Annotated in this window: 13 protein-coding genes; 7 read left to right on the forward strand and 6 right to left on the reverse strand. The window is 67.5% G+C overall.

Annotated features, from left to right (window positions below):
- Positions 1-243: 243 nt before the first annotated feature.
- The 4 genes from RZV17_RS05950 to RZV17_RS05965 form a co-directional block, all read right to left on the reverse strand.
- Complete coding sequence (locus tag RZV17_RS05950; protein WP_355607897.1) at positions 244-2,529, reverse strand: glycoside hydrolase family 3 N-terminal domain-containing protein; 2,286 nt, start codon at positions 2,527-2,529, stop codon at positions 244-246.
- Positions 2,530-2,754: 225 nt separating this feature from the next.
- A complete protein-coding gene (locus tag RZV17_RS05955) occupies positions 2,755-5,052 on the reverse strand; it encodes a xanthine dehydrogenase family protein molybdopterin-binding subunit (RefSeq protein WP_184369567.1) in 2,298 nt (765 codons plus the stop codon).
- On the reverse strand, positions 5,049-6,137 hold the full coding sequence (locus tag RZV17_RS05960; protein ID WP_355607900.1) for a xanthine dehydrogenase family protein subunit M: 1,089 nt from the start codon (positions 6,135-6,137) through the stop codon (positions 5,049-5,051). The genes RZV17_RS05955 and RZV17_RS05960 overlap by 4 nt, the downstream gene beginning before the upstream one ends.
- Complete coding sequence (locus RZV17_RS05965) at positions 6,110-6,688, reverse strand: (2Fe-2S)-binding protein (protein WP_104581140.1); 579 nt, start codon at positions 6,686-6,688, stop codon at positions 6,110-6,112. The genes RZV17_RS05960 and RZV17_RS05965 overlap by 28 nt, the downstream gene beginning before the upstream one ends.
- A 274-nt stretch (positions 6,689-6,962) precedes the next feature.
- Between RZV17_RS05965 and RZV17_RS05970 the strand changes: the two genes are divergently transcribed.
- The 4 genes from RZV17_RS05970 (at position 6,963) to RZV17_RS05985 (ending at position 9,993) form a co-directional block, all read left to right on the forward strand.
- Positions 6,963-8,294 carry a DUF763 domain-containing protein gene (locus RZV17_RS05970; RefSeq protein WP_355607903.1) on the forward strand — a complete coding sequence of 444 codons (1,332 nt, stop codon included), beginning with the start codon at positions 6,963-6,965 and terminating at the stop codon, positions 8,292-8,294.
- Positions 8,291-8,884, forward strand: coding sequence for a GIY-YIG nuclease family protein (locus RZV17_RS05975; RefSeq protein WP_355607906.1), 594 nt, complete (start codon positions 8,291-8,293; stop codon positions 8,882-8,884). The genes RZV17_RS05970 and RZV17_RS05975 overlap by 4 nt, the downstream gene beginning before the upstream one ends.
- A gap of 63 nt (positions 8,885-8,947) precedes the next feature.
- Complete coding sequence (locus tag RZV17_RS05980; protein ID WP_184385712.1) at positions 8,948-9,289, forward strand: cupin domain-containing protein; 342 nt, start codon at positions 8,948-8,950, stop codon at positions 9,287-9,289.
- A 188-nt stretch (positions 9,290-9,477) separates the two neighbouring features.
- Complete coding sequence (locus RZV17_RS05985) at positions 9,478-9,993, forward strand: DUF6496 domain-containing protein (protein ID WP_184369582.1); 516 nt, start codon at positions 9,478-9,480, stop codon at positions 9,991-9,993.
- 203 nt (positions 9,994-10,196) lie between these two features.
- On the opposite strand, the gene RZV17_RS05990 is transcribed toward RZV17_RS05985, so the two are convergent.
- Both RZV17_RS05990 and RZV17_RS05995 read right to left on the reverse strand, forming a co-directional pair.
- On the reverse strand, positions 10,197-10,622 hold the full coding sequence (locus RZV17_RS05990; RefSeq protein WP_039413334.1) for a type II toxin-antitoxin system death-on-curing family toxin: 426 nt from the start codon (positions 10,620-10,622) through the stop codon (positions 10,197-10,199).
- A gap of 9 nt (positions 10,623-10,631) precedes the next feature.
- On the reverse strand, positions 10,632-10,853 hold the full coding sequence (locus RZV17_RS05995) for an AbrB/MazE/SpoVT family DNA-binding domain-containing protein (protein ID WP_166751276.1): 222 nt from the start codon (positions 10,851-10,853) through the stop codon (positions 10,632-10,634).
- A gap of 149 nt (positions 10,854-11,002) precedes the next feature.
- On the opposite strand from RZV17_RS05995, the gene lexA reads away from it, so the two are divergent.
- The 3 genes from lexA to RZV17_RS06010 are packed head-to-tail and all read left to right on the forward strand — an operon-like array spanning position 11,003 to position 13,691.
- Positions 11,003-11,608: a transcriptional repressor LexA gene (gene lexA / locus RZV17_RS06000; protein ID WP_123137481.1), complete on the forward strand. Its 606-nt coding sequence runs from the start codon at positions 11,003-11,005 to the stop codon at positions 11,606-11,608.
- Between the two features lies 1 nt (position 11,609).
- Positions 11,610-12,263 (forward strand): translesion DNA synthesis-associated protein ImuA, encoded by a 654-nt coding sequence (imuA, locus tag RZV17_RS06005; protein WP_179454858.1) that lies wholly within the window; start codon positions 11,610-11,612, stop codon positions 12,261-12,263.
- A 9-nt stretch (positions 12,264-12,272) separates the two neighbouring features.
- A complete protein-coding gene (locus RZV17_RS06010; RefSeq protein ID WP_355607912.1) occupies positions 12,273-13,691 on the forward strand; it encodes a DNA polymerase Y family protein in 1,419 nt (472 codons plus the stop codon).
- Positions 13,692-13,853 lie beyond the last annotated feature (162 nt).

A 13,853-nucleotide genomic window follows, 5' to 3' on the forward strand; every position in this document is an offset into this window, starting at 1 on the left:
GGCTGGCATCGCAGGCTGCGTATGCCGGCGATGCAGCGCGCCGGATGCGCGTGCGCAATGCGCACCGCCGGTGTGGTCGCGCACGCTGGCGCCGACGTATCGCGTTGATGCCTTGGGTGGCCGCCGGCCGGCCGCTGCGTCAACAGCCGGCGCGTGTTGCGATGCTGCCGCCGCCGCTGCAATGCCCGGGCTCTGCAATCAAGTGCAACGCAACGCGCAACGACTGCGGCGACATCGCCGCGCTCATCCCAGCAGTTCGAATCTGCCGCTCACGCCATCGGCTTCGGCCGACGGCGCGATCCACACATCGAACACACCGGGCTCCACGGTCGGCGTCATTGCTTGCCCGACAAACAGCAGGTGCTCGCGGCGCAGCTCGAACTGCACCTCGACGCTCGCGCCGGCCGGCACCCTGACCTTGCGGAAGCCCTTGAGCTCGCGCACCGGGCGGGTGACGCTGGCGGTGCGGTCGCGCACATACAGTTGCACCACTTCGTCTGCATCGCGGCTGCCGCGGTTGCCGATGCGCGCGCTGAGTTGCAGGCGGCTGGTGGCGGTCAGCTGTGGTGCGCTCAGGCGCAGGTCGCTGTAGTCGATGCGGCCGTAGGTCAGGCCATGGCCGAACGGGAACAGCGCCGTATTGGGCACGTCGCGGTAATGCGTGGTGTACGGCTGCAAGGTGGCCGGGTTCAGATTGGGCCGGCCGCTGGGCGGATGCGCGTAGGTGTAGGGCACCTGGCCCGCCGCCTGCGGAAAACTCACCGGCAGGCGGCCGCTGGGTGCCTGCGCACCGAACAGGATGTCGGCCATCGCGTTGCCGGCCTGCGAACCCAGGAACCAGGTGACCAGGATCGCTGCGCTTTGCAGCGCCGGGCCTTGCAGCGCCAGCGCCCGGCCGGTGCTGAGCAGCAACACCACCGGCGTGCCGGTGGCCGCCACCGCCGCCAGCAGTTGTTGTTGCACGTCCGGCAGGACGATCTCGGTCCGCGATTGCGCCTCGCCGGAGTAGGTCATCGGCTCGCCGACCGCCAGCAGGGCCACGTCGGCCGTGCGCGCGGCCGCCACGGCGGCCTGCACGCCGCCGGGCAGCGGCTGGTCGAAGCCGCACCCGTCCACCACCTGCAGCAGCTGCGGGTCGGCCATGGCACGCGCCACGGCCGCGGCCACGGTGTTGTTGCGGTCTTCCTGGTCGAACAGGCTCCATGGCCCGGCGTGGTTGACCCAGTCGCGCGCCATCGGCCCGATCAGCGCAATACGTTGCCCGCTGCGCTGCAGGGGCAGCAGCGCGCGTTCGTTCTTCAGCAGCACCACCGACTTGCAGGCGGCCTCGCGCGCCAGCGCCAGCGTGTCTGCCTGGCGCTGGCGCGGCTGCGCCCGTGCCGGCTGCAGACGCCGGAACGGGTCGTCGAACAACCCCAATGCCGCCTTGAAACCCAGCACCCGGCGCACCGAGGCGTCCAGGCGCTGCATCGGCACCACGCCCGCGGCCACCAGCGCGGGCAGATGGCGCAGATACAGGCCGCTCTCCATGCTGATGTCCACGCCGGCCAGAAACGCCAGCCGTGCCGCGTCGCGGTCGTCGGCGGCCACGCCATGCGCCACCAGTTCCTGGTCGGCGGTGAAGTCGGACACCACCAGGCCGCGGTACTGCAGGTCCTGCCGCAGCACCGTGCCCAGCAACCAGGCGTTGGCGGTTGCCGGCACACCCGACAGCGCGTTGAACGCGGCCATGGTGGTCACCGCGCCGGCGTCGAAGGCGGCTTGGAACGGAGGCAGATACACCTCGCGCAACGTACGCTCGGAGATGTCCACGCGGGCGTAGTCTAGGCCGCCTTCGGCCGCGCCATAGGCGGCAAAATGCTTGGGGCAGGCGGCAAGCGCATCGGCATGCGCCAGCCCGGCCTCGCCCTGGAAGCCACGCACGCGTGCCTGCGCAAACTCCTGCGCCAGCTGCACGTCCTCGCCGGCGCCTTCCACCCCGCGGCCCCAGCGGGCATCGCGGGCGATGTCCACCATCGGCGCGAATGTCCAGTCGATGCCGACCGCGCTGGCTTCCATCGCGGCGGCACGCGCGGTGCGTTGCGCCAGCTCCGGCTCGAAGCTGGCCGCTTCGCCCAGCGGCACCGGAAAGACCGTGGTGTAGCCATGGATCACGTCGGCGGCAAAGACCAGCGGGATTTTCAGCCGGCTCTGCATGGCGGCCTGCTGCAACTGCCGATGCCAGCGCACGTTGGAGCCGTTGAAAACCCCGGTCAGCTGCCCGGCGCGCGCTGCCGCCAGCTGGGTGCGGCCGGCCGCGTCCTTGTGGATCGGGTTGGCGACGATGGCCTTGTCGATCTGTTCTGCCGAGCTGAAAAGACTGAGCTGGCCGGCCTTTTCCTCCAGCGTCATGCGTGCAATCAGGTCTTCGATGAAGGCCGGCCCGTGCGCGGGGGCGTGCGGCAGCGCCCAACCGCTCGGGACCCGGCTGAGCACGGCCAGCGTGGCCGCACCGCGGAGCAACTGTCGACGGGTGGTGCGCGGTGCCATACGAGCCTTGCGGTGGGCGGAGGTCCGCTCACGCTACAGCAGCGCCGCAGCATTCGCGTCGATGGCGTTCGCATTTGATGTGGCCGCTTCGGAGGGGCTGGCCTGTGCAACGCGCAGTGCCAGCGATGCAGTCGCAAGACGCGACGGGCCCGACATCGTGCAATGTCGAGCCCGTGCGTTGCCGTCGTGGTCAAGCCGCGGATGGACGCATCCGCGGCCAATCGCTCAGTCCGCCATCACCTTGTCCGGCGTCATCGGCGTGCTGCGGATGCGTTTGCCGGTGGCGTGGAAGATCGCATTGCAGATGGCCGCCGACACGCCGACCTGCCCGATCTCGCCCACGCCCTTGGCGCCCAGGCTACTGACCACGCGGTCGTCTTCATCGGCAAAGATCACCTCGATGTCGTGGATGTCGGCGTTGGCCGAAACGTGGTACAGCGCCAAGTCGTGATTCATGAAGCGCCCGAAACGATGGTCGGACTGGGTGTGTTCGTGCAGGGCCTGGCCGATGCCCCACACCACGCCGCCGATGATCTGGCTGCGCGCGGTGGTGGGGTTGAGGATGCGTCCCGCGGCAATCGCGCTGACCACGCGCGTCACCCGCACCGTGCCCAGTTCCTCGTCCACCCGTACTTCCACGAAGACTGCGCCATGCGTGGCACGGGTGTACTTGCGCTGCTTGAGCACGTTGGGCAGCAGCAGGAACTTGTCCTCGATCTGCTCCAGCTCGGCCGCGCGCAGCAACGCTGGTAGCGCAATCGCACTGCCGGCATCGCCACGCAAGGCAATGGCCCCATCGGCGAACACCACAGCGTCCTGCTTGACCCGCGCAAAGCGCGAGTCGGGCAAGGCCTGCGCCAACCGGAACAATTTGGTGCGCAATTTGCCGCAGACCCCATCCACCGCCGAACCCACCGTGCTGACATGCGAGGAGCCGCCTTCGATCGGCGCGACGGGCAGGGTGGAATCGCCCAGCTGGAAGGTCACCTGTTCCAGCGGCAGGCCCAGCGCCTCGGCGGCGATCATCGCCATCACCGTGTAGGTGCCGGTACCGATATCGCTGGCGGCGCTGCTCACCACCAGGCGGCCATCGGCATGCAGCACGGCGTGCGCACGTGCAAACATCTGCATGGCATCCCACTGCCCGGTGGCCATGCCCCAGCCAACCCACTCGCTGCCTTCCTTGCGCGCACGTGGTTGCATGGGGCGCTGCGCCCAACCAAAGCGTTCGGCGCCTTGCTGGTAGCACTCGCGCAGCGCCTTGGTGGAGAACGGCTTGTCGTCGGCCGGATTGACCTCGGCGTAATTCTTCAACCGCAACGCCAACGGGTCGATACCGACCTCGTAGGCCAGTTCGTCCATCGCCACCTCCAGCGCATGCACGCCGTGGGTGGCGCCAGGCGCGCGCATGTCCATCGGGCTGTACTGGTCCAGGCTGACCAGGTTGTAGCCCAGATGCACGTTGTCGCAGGCGTACAGCTGGCCGCTCCAGTTGACCACCACCTCCACGTAATCCTCGATGCGCGAGGTTTCGGCGATGGCCTCGTGCCAGATCGCCCGCAGCGTGCCGTCGCGGTCGGCGCCGAGCTTGAGCCGCTGCACGGTTTCCGGGCGATGGCCGAAGGTGAACATCTGTTGGCGGGTGAGCACCACCCGCACCGAGCGATCCAGCAGGATCGAGGCCATCACCGCCAATGCGAGCTGATATTGCGGGCGCAGGCCCGAACCGAAGGCGCCGCCCACATACGGGTTGCGCACGGTGACCTTGCGCTTGCTCAGGCCAAACACGTGCGACACATACCAACGGCTGTTCTGCGAGCCCTGGGTCTTGTCGTAGATGGTGAAGTGGCCGTCCGCCTCACGGATCACGGTGGAGGCGAACAATTCCATCGGATTGTGATGCTCCACGCCGCTGTAATAGTCGCCCTGCACCTGGCAGGCGGCATTGACGAACGCGGTGTCCGGCTCGCCCTTGTCCTTGGGCGGCGGCGAGAAGCCGGCCTTCATCGCCTTGGGCTTGTGCGCACGGTCCAGATTGGTCATCAGGTTGGTGTCGTGCGGCTCCTGGGCGTAGTCCACCTGCACCAGATGCGCGGCGTGACGCGCCGCTTCGAAGGTCTCGGCCACCACCAAGGCGATCGGCTGCCCGCTGTACAGCACGGTGTTGTCGTACAACGGGCGGAACGGCGAGCCGGCCGGTGCGGTCATGTCCTTGTAGAACAGGTCCATGCCGCGCATGTGCGGACGGTTTTCATGGGTGATGATGTCCAGCACGCCAGGTACCGCACGCGCGGCTGCCAGGTCGAAGCCGATGATGGTTCCCTTCGCGATGCTGCTGCTGACCACCACGCCATAGGCCAGGTCCGGCACCGGCCATTCGGCGGCATAGCGTGCCTGGCCGGTGACCTTTGCGCGCCCGTCGATGCGCGGGACACCGGTACCGGTCGGGCGAAAGCCGGTGCCCTGGTCGGCAACCGGTGGCGTCAGTTCGGTGTTGGACAGGTCGGTGCTGCGTGCATTCATGGCGATTCCTCCAGCGCGCTGGTGCGCCCGCGGTTGTCGATGGTGCCCTCGCGTGCGACCTCCAGTGCGCGCACGATGGCGCGGCGCGCCAGCGGCAGCTTGAAGCCGTTTTCGCCTTGCGACTGTGCGCCCTGCAGCAGCGCATCGGCCAGACGCGCGAAAGTCTCGGCGTTGGCGGGCAGGCCCACCAGCTGCGCCTCGGCAGCGGGATTGCGCCATGGCTTGTGCGCCACGCCGCCGAGCGCGACGCGCACCTCGCCGATGCTGCCGTCCTCTGTCAGATCCAGCGCGGCGGCAACCGACACCAGCGCGAACGCATACGACAGGCGCTCGCGGATTTTGAGATAGGCGCTGTGGGCGACAAAGCGCTGCGCGTCGGGCAGGTCGATGTGCACGATCAACTCGTCCGGCGCCAGGGTGCTGTCCAGCTCCGGATGGTCGCCAGGCAGGCGATGGAAATCAGGGAAGGCAATGGCGCGTTCGCCCTGCGGGCCCTGCACATGCACCACCGCATCCAACGCGGCCAACGCCACGCACATGTCCGAAGGATGCGTGGCGATGCAGTGCGCGCTGGCGCCGAGAATGGCGTTGTACTTGGTAAGCCCGCCAATGGCCGAACAGCCGCTGCCCGGTGCGCGCTTGTTGCAGGGCGTGGCACGGTCATAGAAATACATGCAGCGCGTGCGCTGCAGCAGGTTGCCGCCATTGCTGGCCATGTTGCGGATCTGCGGCGAGGCACCGGCCAGGATGGCCGCGCTCAGCAACGGATAGCGCGTTTCCACCTCCGGGTGGTAGGCGGTATCGGCATTGCGTGCCAACGCACCCAGGCGCAGCCCGCCTTCCGGCAGCGTGGTGATGCTGTCCAGTGGCAAGCGGTTGATGTCGACCAGGCTGCTGGGCCGCATCAGCTGCAGCTTCATCAGGTCGGTGAGGTTGGTGCCGCCGGCAATCAACCGCACCGGCGCGTCTGCGGGTACCGGGTGCGGATCATCCCCACGCGGCGCGATGGCGGTGAGCGCGGCATCGATGCTGTCCGGGCGCGCGTAGCTGAGCGGAATCATGCCGGCACCGTCCCGGGCGTCCACGGCGTGGTGGCGCTGTCGCGGCTGTCGCCGGGCTTGCCCAGGACCTCCATCACCGCATCGGTGATCTGCGGATAGGCACCGCAACGGCACAGATTGCCGCTCATCAGCTCGCGCACCTGATCGCGATCGTGCGCCTTGCCCTCGTTGATCAGGCCCACCGCAGAACACAGCTGGCCCGGCGTGCAGTAACCGCACTGGAAGGCATCGTGGTCGATGAAGGCGCGCTGCAACGGGTGCAATTGCTCGCCATCGGCCAGGCCTTCGATGGTGGTGATGTCGGCGCCGTCCTGCATCACCGCCAGGGTCAGGCAGCTGTTGATGCGGCGGCCATCGACCAGCACCGTGCAGGCACCGCACTGGCCGTGGTCGCAGCCCTTCTTGCTGCCGGTCAGATCGAGCCGGTCGCGCAACAGATCGAGCAGGCTGACCCAGGCTTCGAGCTGGAGGTGATAGGGCTGGCCGTTGATGCGCAGATTCACCGGATAAGTCGGCGCAGGGGCAGTGGCGGTGGCCGGTGCCGTTTCATGGGCAGTGGCGGGCGTGGCATTCATGCGAACCCCGTGGCGGTGGCTGAGGAGGGCCACCACCTTGACGACGAAGGGGTCAACGCAGAGTGACCACCTCCTCTATTCATTCGAGGTGATATCGCGCATCTGCAGCGCTGTGACGGTTGCACCCTTGTCGTGAAGGGCATGCTGATCCGCTGCGAGGTGGTGCAAGCCTTCGAACTGAATTCGTCAGCAATGCGGCGCGCTGCAACAGCTGCGTCCCAGCGGGTGCGACGCAGCGCCGGTATTCTGGTGGCATGAACAAGCAGTGGCAGTCATGAGCCGGCGCGGCGGCAGTGCAGATCTTCCCTTGCATGGCGGACGCGTGCCGCAATGGCTGGGGCAGCGGATGACGCGACTGGGTGCGGTGATGTGCGAGGCCATCGTGCACAGCTATGGACGCGATGAGTTGTTGGGTCGGCTTGCGCATCCGTTCTGGTTTCAGTCGTTCGGTGCGGTGATGGGCATGGACTGGCATTCGTCCGGCATCACCACCAGCGTGATCGGCGCGCTCAAGCGTGGGATGACGCCTCTGGCTGGCGAGCTGGGCATCCATGTGTGTGGCGGGCGCGGCCGGCATTCGCGCGCCACACCGGCTGAGCTGCTGGCGGTGGGCGACGCGGTGGGGCTCGATGGCGCGGCGTTGGCGCAGGCCAGCCGGCTGGTGGCCAAGGTCGACAGCGCGGCAGTGCAGGACGGTTTCGACCTGTACCTGCACGGTTTCATCGTCAGCGATGACGGCCGCTGGGTGGTGGTGCAGCAGGGTATGCATGGGCAACGCAAGCAGGCGCGCCGGTATCACTGGCTCTCCGAGGGGCTGAGCAGTTTCGTGGATGCGCCGCATGCGGCCATCGACGGGGCGCATCAGGGCAGGATCGTCAATCTTGCAGATCAACGGGCCGCCGCCTCGCGTGAGGCGCAGGTGGAGTTGCTGCGCAGCACCGCGCCGGATCAGCTAGCGCGTGAATGGCAGCGGATTGCGGGTGTGGAAGCGCCTGTAGCGGCGCCCGCTGCGCAAGGCCCGGTGACTGGCGATCTGTTCGCCGGGCACGGTTGGGACCCGGCGCAGCAACCGCATCTGTCCATGCCCGAGCATCACGACGTGCGCAGCGAAAACGTGATCGTCCGGCGGCTGCACGCCAGCCTGGCCGCTGCCGCCGAAGCCGGCCCGCGCGATTTCACCGCATTGCTGCAAGTACCTGGCGTAGGTGCGCGGACCTTGCGTTCGCTGGCGATGGTGGCCGAAGTGGTGCATGGCACGCCATGCCGTTTCAGCGACCCGGCACGCTTTTCGTTGGCCCACGGCGGCAAGGATCGCCATCCGTTTCCGGTGCCCACGCGCGTGCTCGATCACACCATCGGCGTACTCAAGCAGGCGATGCAGCAGGCCAAACTGGGCAATGACGAACGCTTGCAGGCGATCGCACGGCTGGACGCGCAGGCGCGCCGGCTCGAAGCCAGCGCGCAAGGTCCCACGGTGGAGGAGTACATCGCACAGGAACGCCGCGATTCGCACCGTTACGGCGGGCGCAGCGTCTTCGGCTGGGAGCCGGCGCCGGCGCCGTCACGACCCGCTGCGCCAGTGCGTGCGCGTGCGGGGCAGCGGTGAGCACGCGGACACGCCGCGCCACGACGGTCGCCACCGACGGACGCTGCTTCACCTACGTGTTCCCGTGCCAATGGGAAGACCATAGCAAGATCGGTTTCTCGCGCGACCCATTGGGGCGCATCGGCAGCCTGCATCCGCGTTGGTTCGATTTTTTCGATCTGGAGCGCGGGCTGTTGGTGGAAGCCGAACGTGAGCGCGATGCGCGCGACCTGGAGCTGCAACTGCGCCGCCCGTTGCTTGCGCACAACGCGCCGGCGCCCCTGGCCATCCGTGCGACGGCAGGCGGGCATACCGAGTGGTTCCGTGGCGTGAGCCAGGCGCTGGAGCTGGTAGTGGCTGATCTGCAGACGCAGGGGTATCGCGTCTTTGTGCTGCGCGATTGGCTGCAAGCGGCGATGGCGCAGCGGATCGATCGCCTGTACGACTGGTCGGCCGTGCAGTTGAGCCCGGACGAACTGGATGGCCTGCTCGGCACCACGCCGGCGCAACGCGCGCTACGCGATGTGCTTGATGGGTATCGTGCGCTGGATCTACCGCTGCAGGCGCACCTGCCCGACCAGGTCTGGGCGTGGTACTGCCGTCACCCATGAGCGCGTTGCCAGCGCGTTGACGCGTGGCGGCCCAGCATCGCGGCAATCCCGAGGAGATGCCACATGCGCAGTGCACAGCTGACGTTGACTGATGCGTTCAAGGTGCTGTTTTCGGTGCGGCACGTGCAGGCCGCCGAAATGGTGATCGCGCCGGGCGAGGGCGAAGGCGGGCCCGACAATCGTCACCGTGGCGCCGATCAATGGCTGTACGTGGTGGACGGCACCGGCGTGGCAGTGGTCGAAGGGCAGGCGCATGCACTGCAGGCCGGTTGCCTGATCGCCATCGAGCGCGGTGAAACGCACGAGATCCGCAACACCGGGCACACGCCATTGAAGACGGTCAACTTCTATCACCCACCCGCCTACGATGCGCAAGGTGAGCCGCTACCGGCTGGCGAAGCGTAGTGTGAGCTGAGCGCGGTGACGCATACATCTGCTGGGTACGCCGATGCGCTCATTCTTGCGCAAGCCAGGCGCATGCACAGGCCTGGGATGGCGCCAGGCACGCTTCAACGTCAGGTGAGTATTGCGCCCACTGCATATTGACGCCGCGCTTGTTACATCGGGCTGCCATCCACAGCCCGGGAAGTGCCATGCCACAGATCAAAACGCGCCGCGCTGCCGACAAGGACAAGCGCGAAGGAAAATCGCCCAGTACCCAGGCCGGCGAATACGTCAAAGAAGAAATCGAACAGGTGCGCGAAGGCGCGCATGGAGTCAAAAGCACCAAGCAGGCCATTGCGATCGGGCTGTCCAAGGCGCGCCGCGATGGCGTGGATGTTGCACCGTCCGGTTCCGCGTCCAAAGCCACCAAGAAGAAAGCCGCACAGGACAGCGCAGCTGCAACTTCCAAAAAGCCGGTGTCGCCCACACGCTCGGCCGGCGCCAAGAAAGCCTTGAAGACTGCCAGCAAGAACACCAGCGCCAAGAAGACAGTGGGCAAGCAGGCCCTGTCCACGCAGGCCGCGGGCGCTGCCAAAAAGCGCACAGCCAGCGACCGTTCGGCAGCGGCAAAGAAAGCCGCAAGCACCAAGGGCCCGGCAGTGCGCAAGGCGGCCGCGAAGAAGGCAGCTGCAACGCGTAAGCGTGCCGAAGCCAAAGACGCTTAGACGGCGAGTACGAGCGTAGCGTGCAGTCGTTAGCCGGAGTGGGACGGCGTGAGGGAGATTGGCGTGCAACGGGCGCATGCCATGCCCACAGAGAATCGACTCTCCAGGTGATTGGTTGCGCGGTCACTTTTATTTATGCCTGCCACGCTCAGCAAGAAGTGCTGCCACGCGGCACGCACGAACAGTGCCGCGCCGGCGGTCACTCAGCCGTAGGTCGGTGCTGATTCATGCACACGCTGCTGGTGCCGGGATTGCAAACGTGGACGCAGCCAAGCGGCACAAGCGGCTTCATCGAGCGAGCCGTCCGCCAAGCCGATATAAAACCCGTAGAGTTCCAGATCGCCCGCCACCAAGGTGGCGCCGTTGAGCACAATGAAGGTTTCGCAGGCCACTGCTGCGGTGCGCTTGTTGCCATCGACAAATGGATGGTTACGGGCCAGGCCATACGCCAGGCTCGCTGCAAGCGCCGCCAGGTCCGGTGGCGGGTCGCCATAGGCAGCCAGTTGTTTCGGTCTGGCAAGCGCCGAATCGAGTAGCGCATCGTCACGCACACCGCTCCCGCCGCCATGTTCGGCCAGCTGGCGATCGTGAATGGCCAAGACAAGTGGCCGCTCGATCCAGATGAGCATGCGTGCGCGTTACTGTGCCAGTTTGTTGAGCAAAGTGCGGCGGTCACGCATCACCTGCTCGGCCACATCCATCTGCGCAGCCAATGTAGGGTCGAATGCGGTCAGCTTGATGCCGTCTGGCGTTTCCAGCGCATAGAGTTCGTCGCCCTTGCCCAGGCGCAGGCGGGCGAGCAGTTCCTTGGGCAGGATGACGCCGGAGGAATTGCCGATGGCAGTGATCTTGAGTTTCATGGCGGCACCTTGCGTTAATACGTAAGTTATAACTCCCCAGCGACCCGTTCGCAAGCCGGCCCGGCTGAATCGGCTCAGTAAGCCAATCTCGTCTGCTGCGACCGATGGGTGTACAAATGTACACCTTGTCCCGTCCGGCTGCCGTTGCCATGCCCCCACTGTCTCCTCAACGCGCTGCGGTGCTGGCCTTTCTGCAAGAGCAGGCCCAGGCCGGCGTGTCGCCCAGCCTGGCCGAGATTGCGCAGGCCTTCGGGTTCGCCTCGCGCAACGCGGCGCAAAAGCATGTGCAGGCCCTGGCCGAGGCCGGGTTGATCGAGCTGCTGCCCAACCAGAAGCGCGGCATCCGCATGCCCGGCGGGGCAAGACGCGATGCGGTGCTGGCCTTGCCGGTGCTGGGGCGGGTGGCGGCGGGTGTGCCGATCGGCGCAGACATCGGGCTGGAACGTCAGCTCTGGCTGGATCGCGCGCTGTTCTCGCTGCGCCCGGATTACCTGCTGAAAGTGCAGGGCGATTCGATGATCGACGACGGCATCCTGGATGGCGACCTGGTGGGCGTGCATCGCAGCAACGAGGCGCGCGATGGGCAGATCGTGGTGGCGCGGGTGGACGGCGAAATCACCATCAAGCGCCTGGAGCGTGGGCCCGAGCGCATCCGCCTGCTGCCGCGTAACCGCGCGCATGCGCCGATCGTGGTGGCAGCCGATGCCGACTTCGCGATCGAAGGACTGTACTGCGGCCTGATCCGGCAGGGCTGACATGAGCCAGGAGCCCGCGCGCACCAGACAACACGGCAATGCGGCGCTGGCGTTGCCGCTGGATGCCTTGCTGGCCGCGCGCACGGTGTGGCGGGCCGGCCATGGCACGGCCACCGCCAATGGCGGCGAAGCCACCGGGCATGCCGCACTGGATGCGCTGCTGCCCGACGGCGGCTGGCCGCGGCGTGCGCTGACCGAGTTGCTGTTGCCTGCCCACGGCGTGGGCGAAATCGCCTTGTTGTTGCCCACCCTGGCACGCATGACCGCTGCCAGCAGCCGGGTGGTGTTGGTGGCCCCGCCGTTCATTCCGTATGCGCCGGCCTGGCAGGCGGGCGGGGTGGTGCTTGAGCACCTGGAAGTAGTGCAGGCCGAGCCGCGCGAGGCCTTGTGGGCCTTCGAGCAATGTCTGCGCAGCGGCGCCTGCGCGGCGGTGCTGGGCTGGCCGCAGACCGGCGATGCGCGCGCATTGCGACGGCTGCAGGTGGCAGCCGACAGCGGCAACTGCTGCGCGTTTGCGTTGCGCGACCGCCGGCATGCGGTGAATGCATCGCCGGCGGCCTTGCGGCTGGAATTTCTGCCCGAGCGCGATGCCTGGCAGGTGCGCAAATGCCGCGGCGGGCAGGTGCCCTCGCAGCCGTTGCGGCTGGCGCATTGAGGCGCGCGCATGTTGTGGGCCTGCATATTGCTGCCGCAGCTGGCGCTGGACGCCGTCCTTCGGCGTCTGGAAGAGCCGGACGCACCGCTGGTGCTGGTGGAAGGCCCGGCGCAGTTGCGCAGCCTGCACTCGGTCAATGCCGCGGCCGGCGCGGCCGGGCTGAAGGCCGGCATGCGGCTGTCGGCGGCGCATGCGTTGATGACGCAGGTACGCACCATCGATTACGACGCACAGAACGAAGCACGCACGCAGCGGTTTCTTGCGGCCTGGGCCTATCGGCATAGTTCGTTGGTGAGCCAGCAGTGGTCGCGCGCCATCGTGCTGGAAGCCGGCGCCAGCTTTCGCCTGTTCGGCCCCTGGCCACGGTTCGAGCGGCGCTTGCGTGACGAGCTGCAGGCGCTGGGCTTCCAGCATCGGCTTGCGCTGGCACCGACACCGCGCGCCGCACGCGTGCTGGCCGGCCTGCGCGATGGCATGGTGGTAACGGAATTGCCGTCCTTGCACAGCACGCTCGACAAGGTGCCTGTACGCCGCGCCGCGTTGCCGGGCGATGTTGGCGAGCGCCTGCAACACATGGGCGTGCGCACGCTTGCGGCGCTGCGCGCACTGCCGCGCGACGGGCTGCGTCGGCGCTTCGGTGCAGGCCTGCTGGATCACCTGGATCGCCTCTACGGCACCGTCGACGACCCGCTGGAGTGCTACGCGCCGCCAGACCATTTCGATCACCGCGTGGAGCTGGGCTACGAGGTGGAAACGCATCCGGCGCTGCTGTTTCCGTTGCGCCGGCTGATCGGCGACCTGTGCACGTACCTGTCCATCCGCGATGGCGGTGTACAGCGTTTTTTGCTGCGCCTGGAACACGAAGAGGGCGCCACCGATGTCGAGATCGGCCTGCTGACGCCAGAGCGTGCGCCAACCTTGCTCTTTGAGCTGGCGCGCAACCGGCTGGAGCGGGTGGAAATTCCGCGCCCGGTGGTAGCGATGCGCCTGCTGGCGCGGCAACTGCCGCCGTTCGTGCCGGCGATGCGCGACCTGTTCGATCAACGCGCGCAGCAATCGGTGGACTGGCCGCAACTGCGCGAACGCCTGCGTGCGCGGCTGGGCGATGAGGCAGTGTACCGTGTGCTGCCGGCCGACGACCCGCGCCCGGAACGCGCCTGGCGTCGCGCCATCGGCGATGCGGTGCGCGAAACCGCCGCGCCGCCACGTCCGCCGCGTCCCACCTGGCTGCTGCCGCAGCCGGTGCCGCTGCACGACCCGCATCTGCGCATCGTGTCCGGCCCGGAACGGCTGGAAAGTGGTTGGTGGGACGACGACGACGCGCGTCGCGATTACTACGTGGTGGAAACCGCGCGCGGCCGGCGCGGTTGGGCATTCGCCGCACCGGGCCGGGTGGATGGCTGGATGCTGCATGGGTGGTTTGCGTGAGCGCGCATGCCCGCGCGGTATCGGAGCACGTGCAGCTTGGCTGCTCATTGCGGCTGCGGCGTACGCGGCCGGTGCCAAGGCTCCAGACAAAACGCGGCAGGATCTGCGGCGATGCGATCTGCCGCGCACTGGACATCTGCAGGGCGCAGCCCGAAGTTGAAG

This window comes from Xanthomonas cannabis (genome assembly GCF_040616535.1).
Taxonomy (GTDB): Bacteria; Pseudomonadota; Gammaproteobacteria; order Xanthomonadales; family Xanthomonadaceae; genus Xanthomonas; species Xanthomonas cannabis.

Excerpts from the sequence above, each read along its gene's own strand:
- RZV17_RS05995 (WP_166751276.1), bottom strand. The coding sequence starts at position 10,853 with ATGAAACTCAAGATCACTGCCATCGGCAATTCCTCCGGCGTCATCCTG.
- RZV17_RS06010 (WP_355607912.1), top strand. The coding sequence starts at position 12,273 with ATGTTGTGGGCCTGCATATTGCTGCCGCAGCTGGCGCTGGACGCCGTC.
- lexA (WP_123137481.1), top strand. The coding sequence starts at position 11,003 with ATGCCCCCACTGTCTCCTCAACGCGCTGCGGTGCTGGCCTTTCTGCAA.
- RZV17_RS05970 (WP_355607903.1), top strand. The coding sequence starts at position 6,963 with ATGAGCCGGCGCGGCGGCAGTGCAGATCTTCCCTTGCATGGCGGACGC.
- RZV17_RS05990 (WP_039413334.1), bottom strand. The coding sequence starts at position 10,622 with ATGCTCATCTGGATCGAGCGGCCACTTGTCTTGGCCATTCACGATCGC.
- RZV17_RS05985 (WP_184369582.1), top strand. The coding sequence starts at position 9,478 with ATGCCACAGATCAAAACGCGCCGCGCTGCCGACAAGGACAAGCGCGAA.
- RZV17_RS05955 (WP_184369567.1), bottom strand. The coding sequence starts at position 5,052 with ATGAATGCACGCAGCACCGACCTGTCCAACACCGAACTGACGCCACCG.
- imuA (WP_179454858.1), top strand. The coding sequence starts at position 11,610 with ATGAGCCAGGAGCCCGCGCGCACCAGACAACACGGCAATGCGGCGCTG.
- RZV17_RS05980 (WP_184385712.1), top strand. The coding sequence starts at position 8,948 with ATGCGCAGTGCACAGCTGACGTTGACTGATGCGTTCAAGGTGCTGTTT.
- RZV17_RS05950 (WP_355607897.1), bottom strand. The coding sequence starts at position 2,529 with ATGGCACCGCGCACCACCCGTCGACAGTTGCTCCGCGGTGCGGCCACG.
- RZV17_RS05965 (WP_104581140.1), bottom strand. The coding sequence starts at position 6,688 with ATGAATGCCACGCCCGCCACTGCCCATGAAACGGCACCGGCCACCGCC.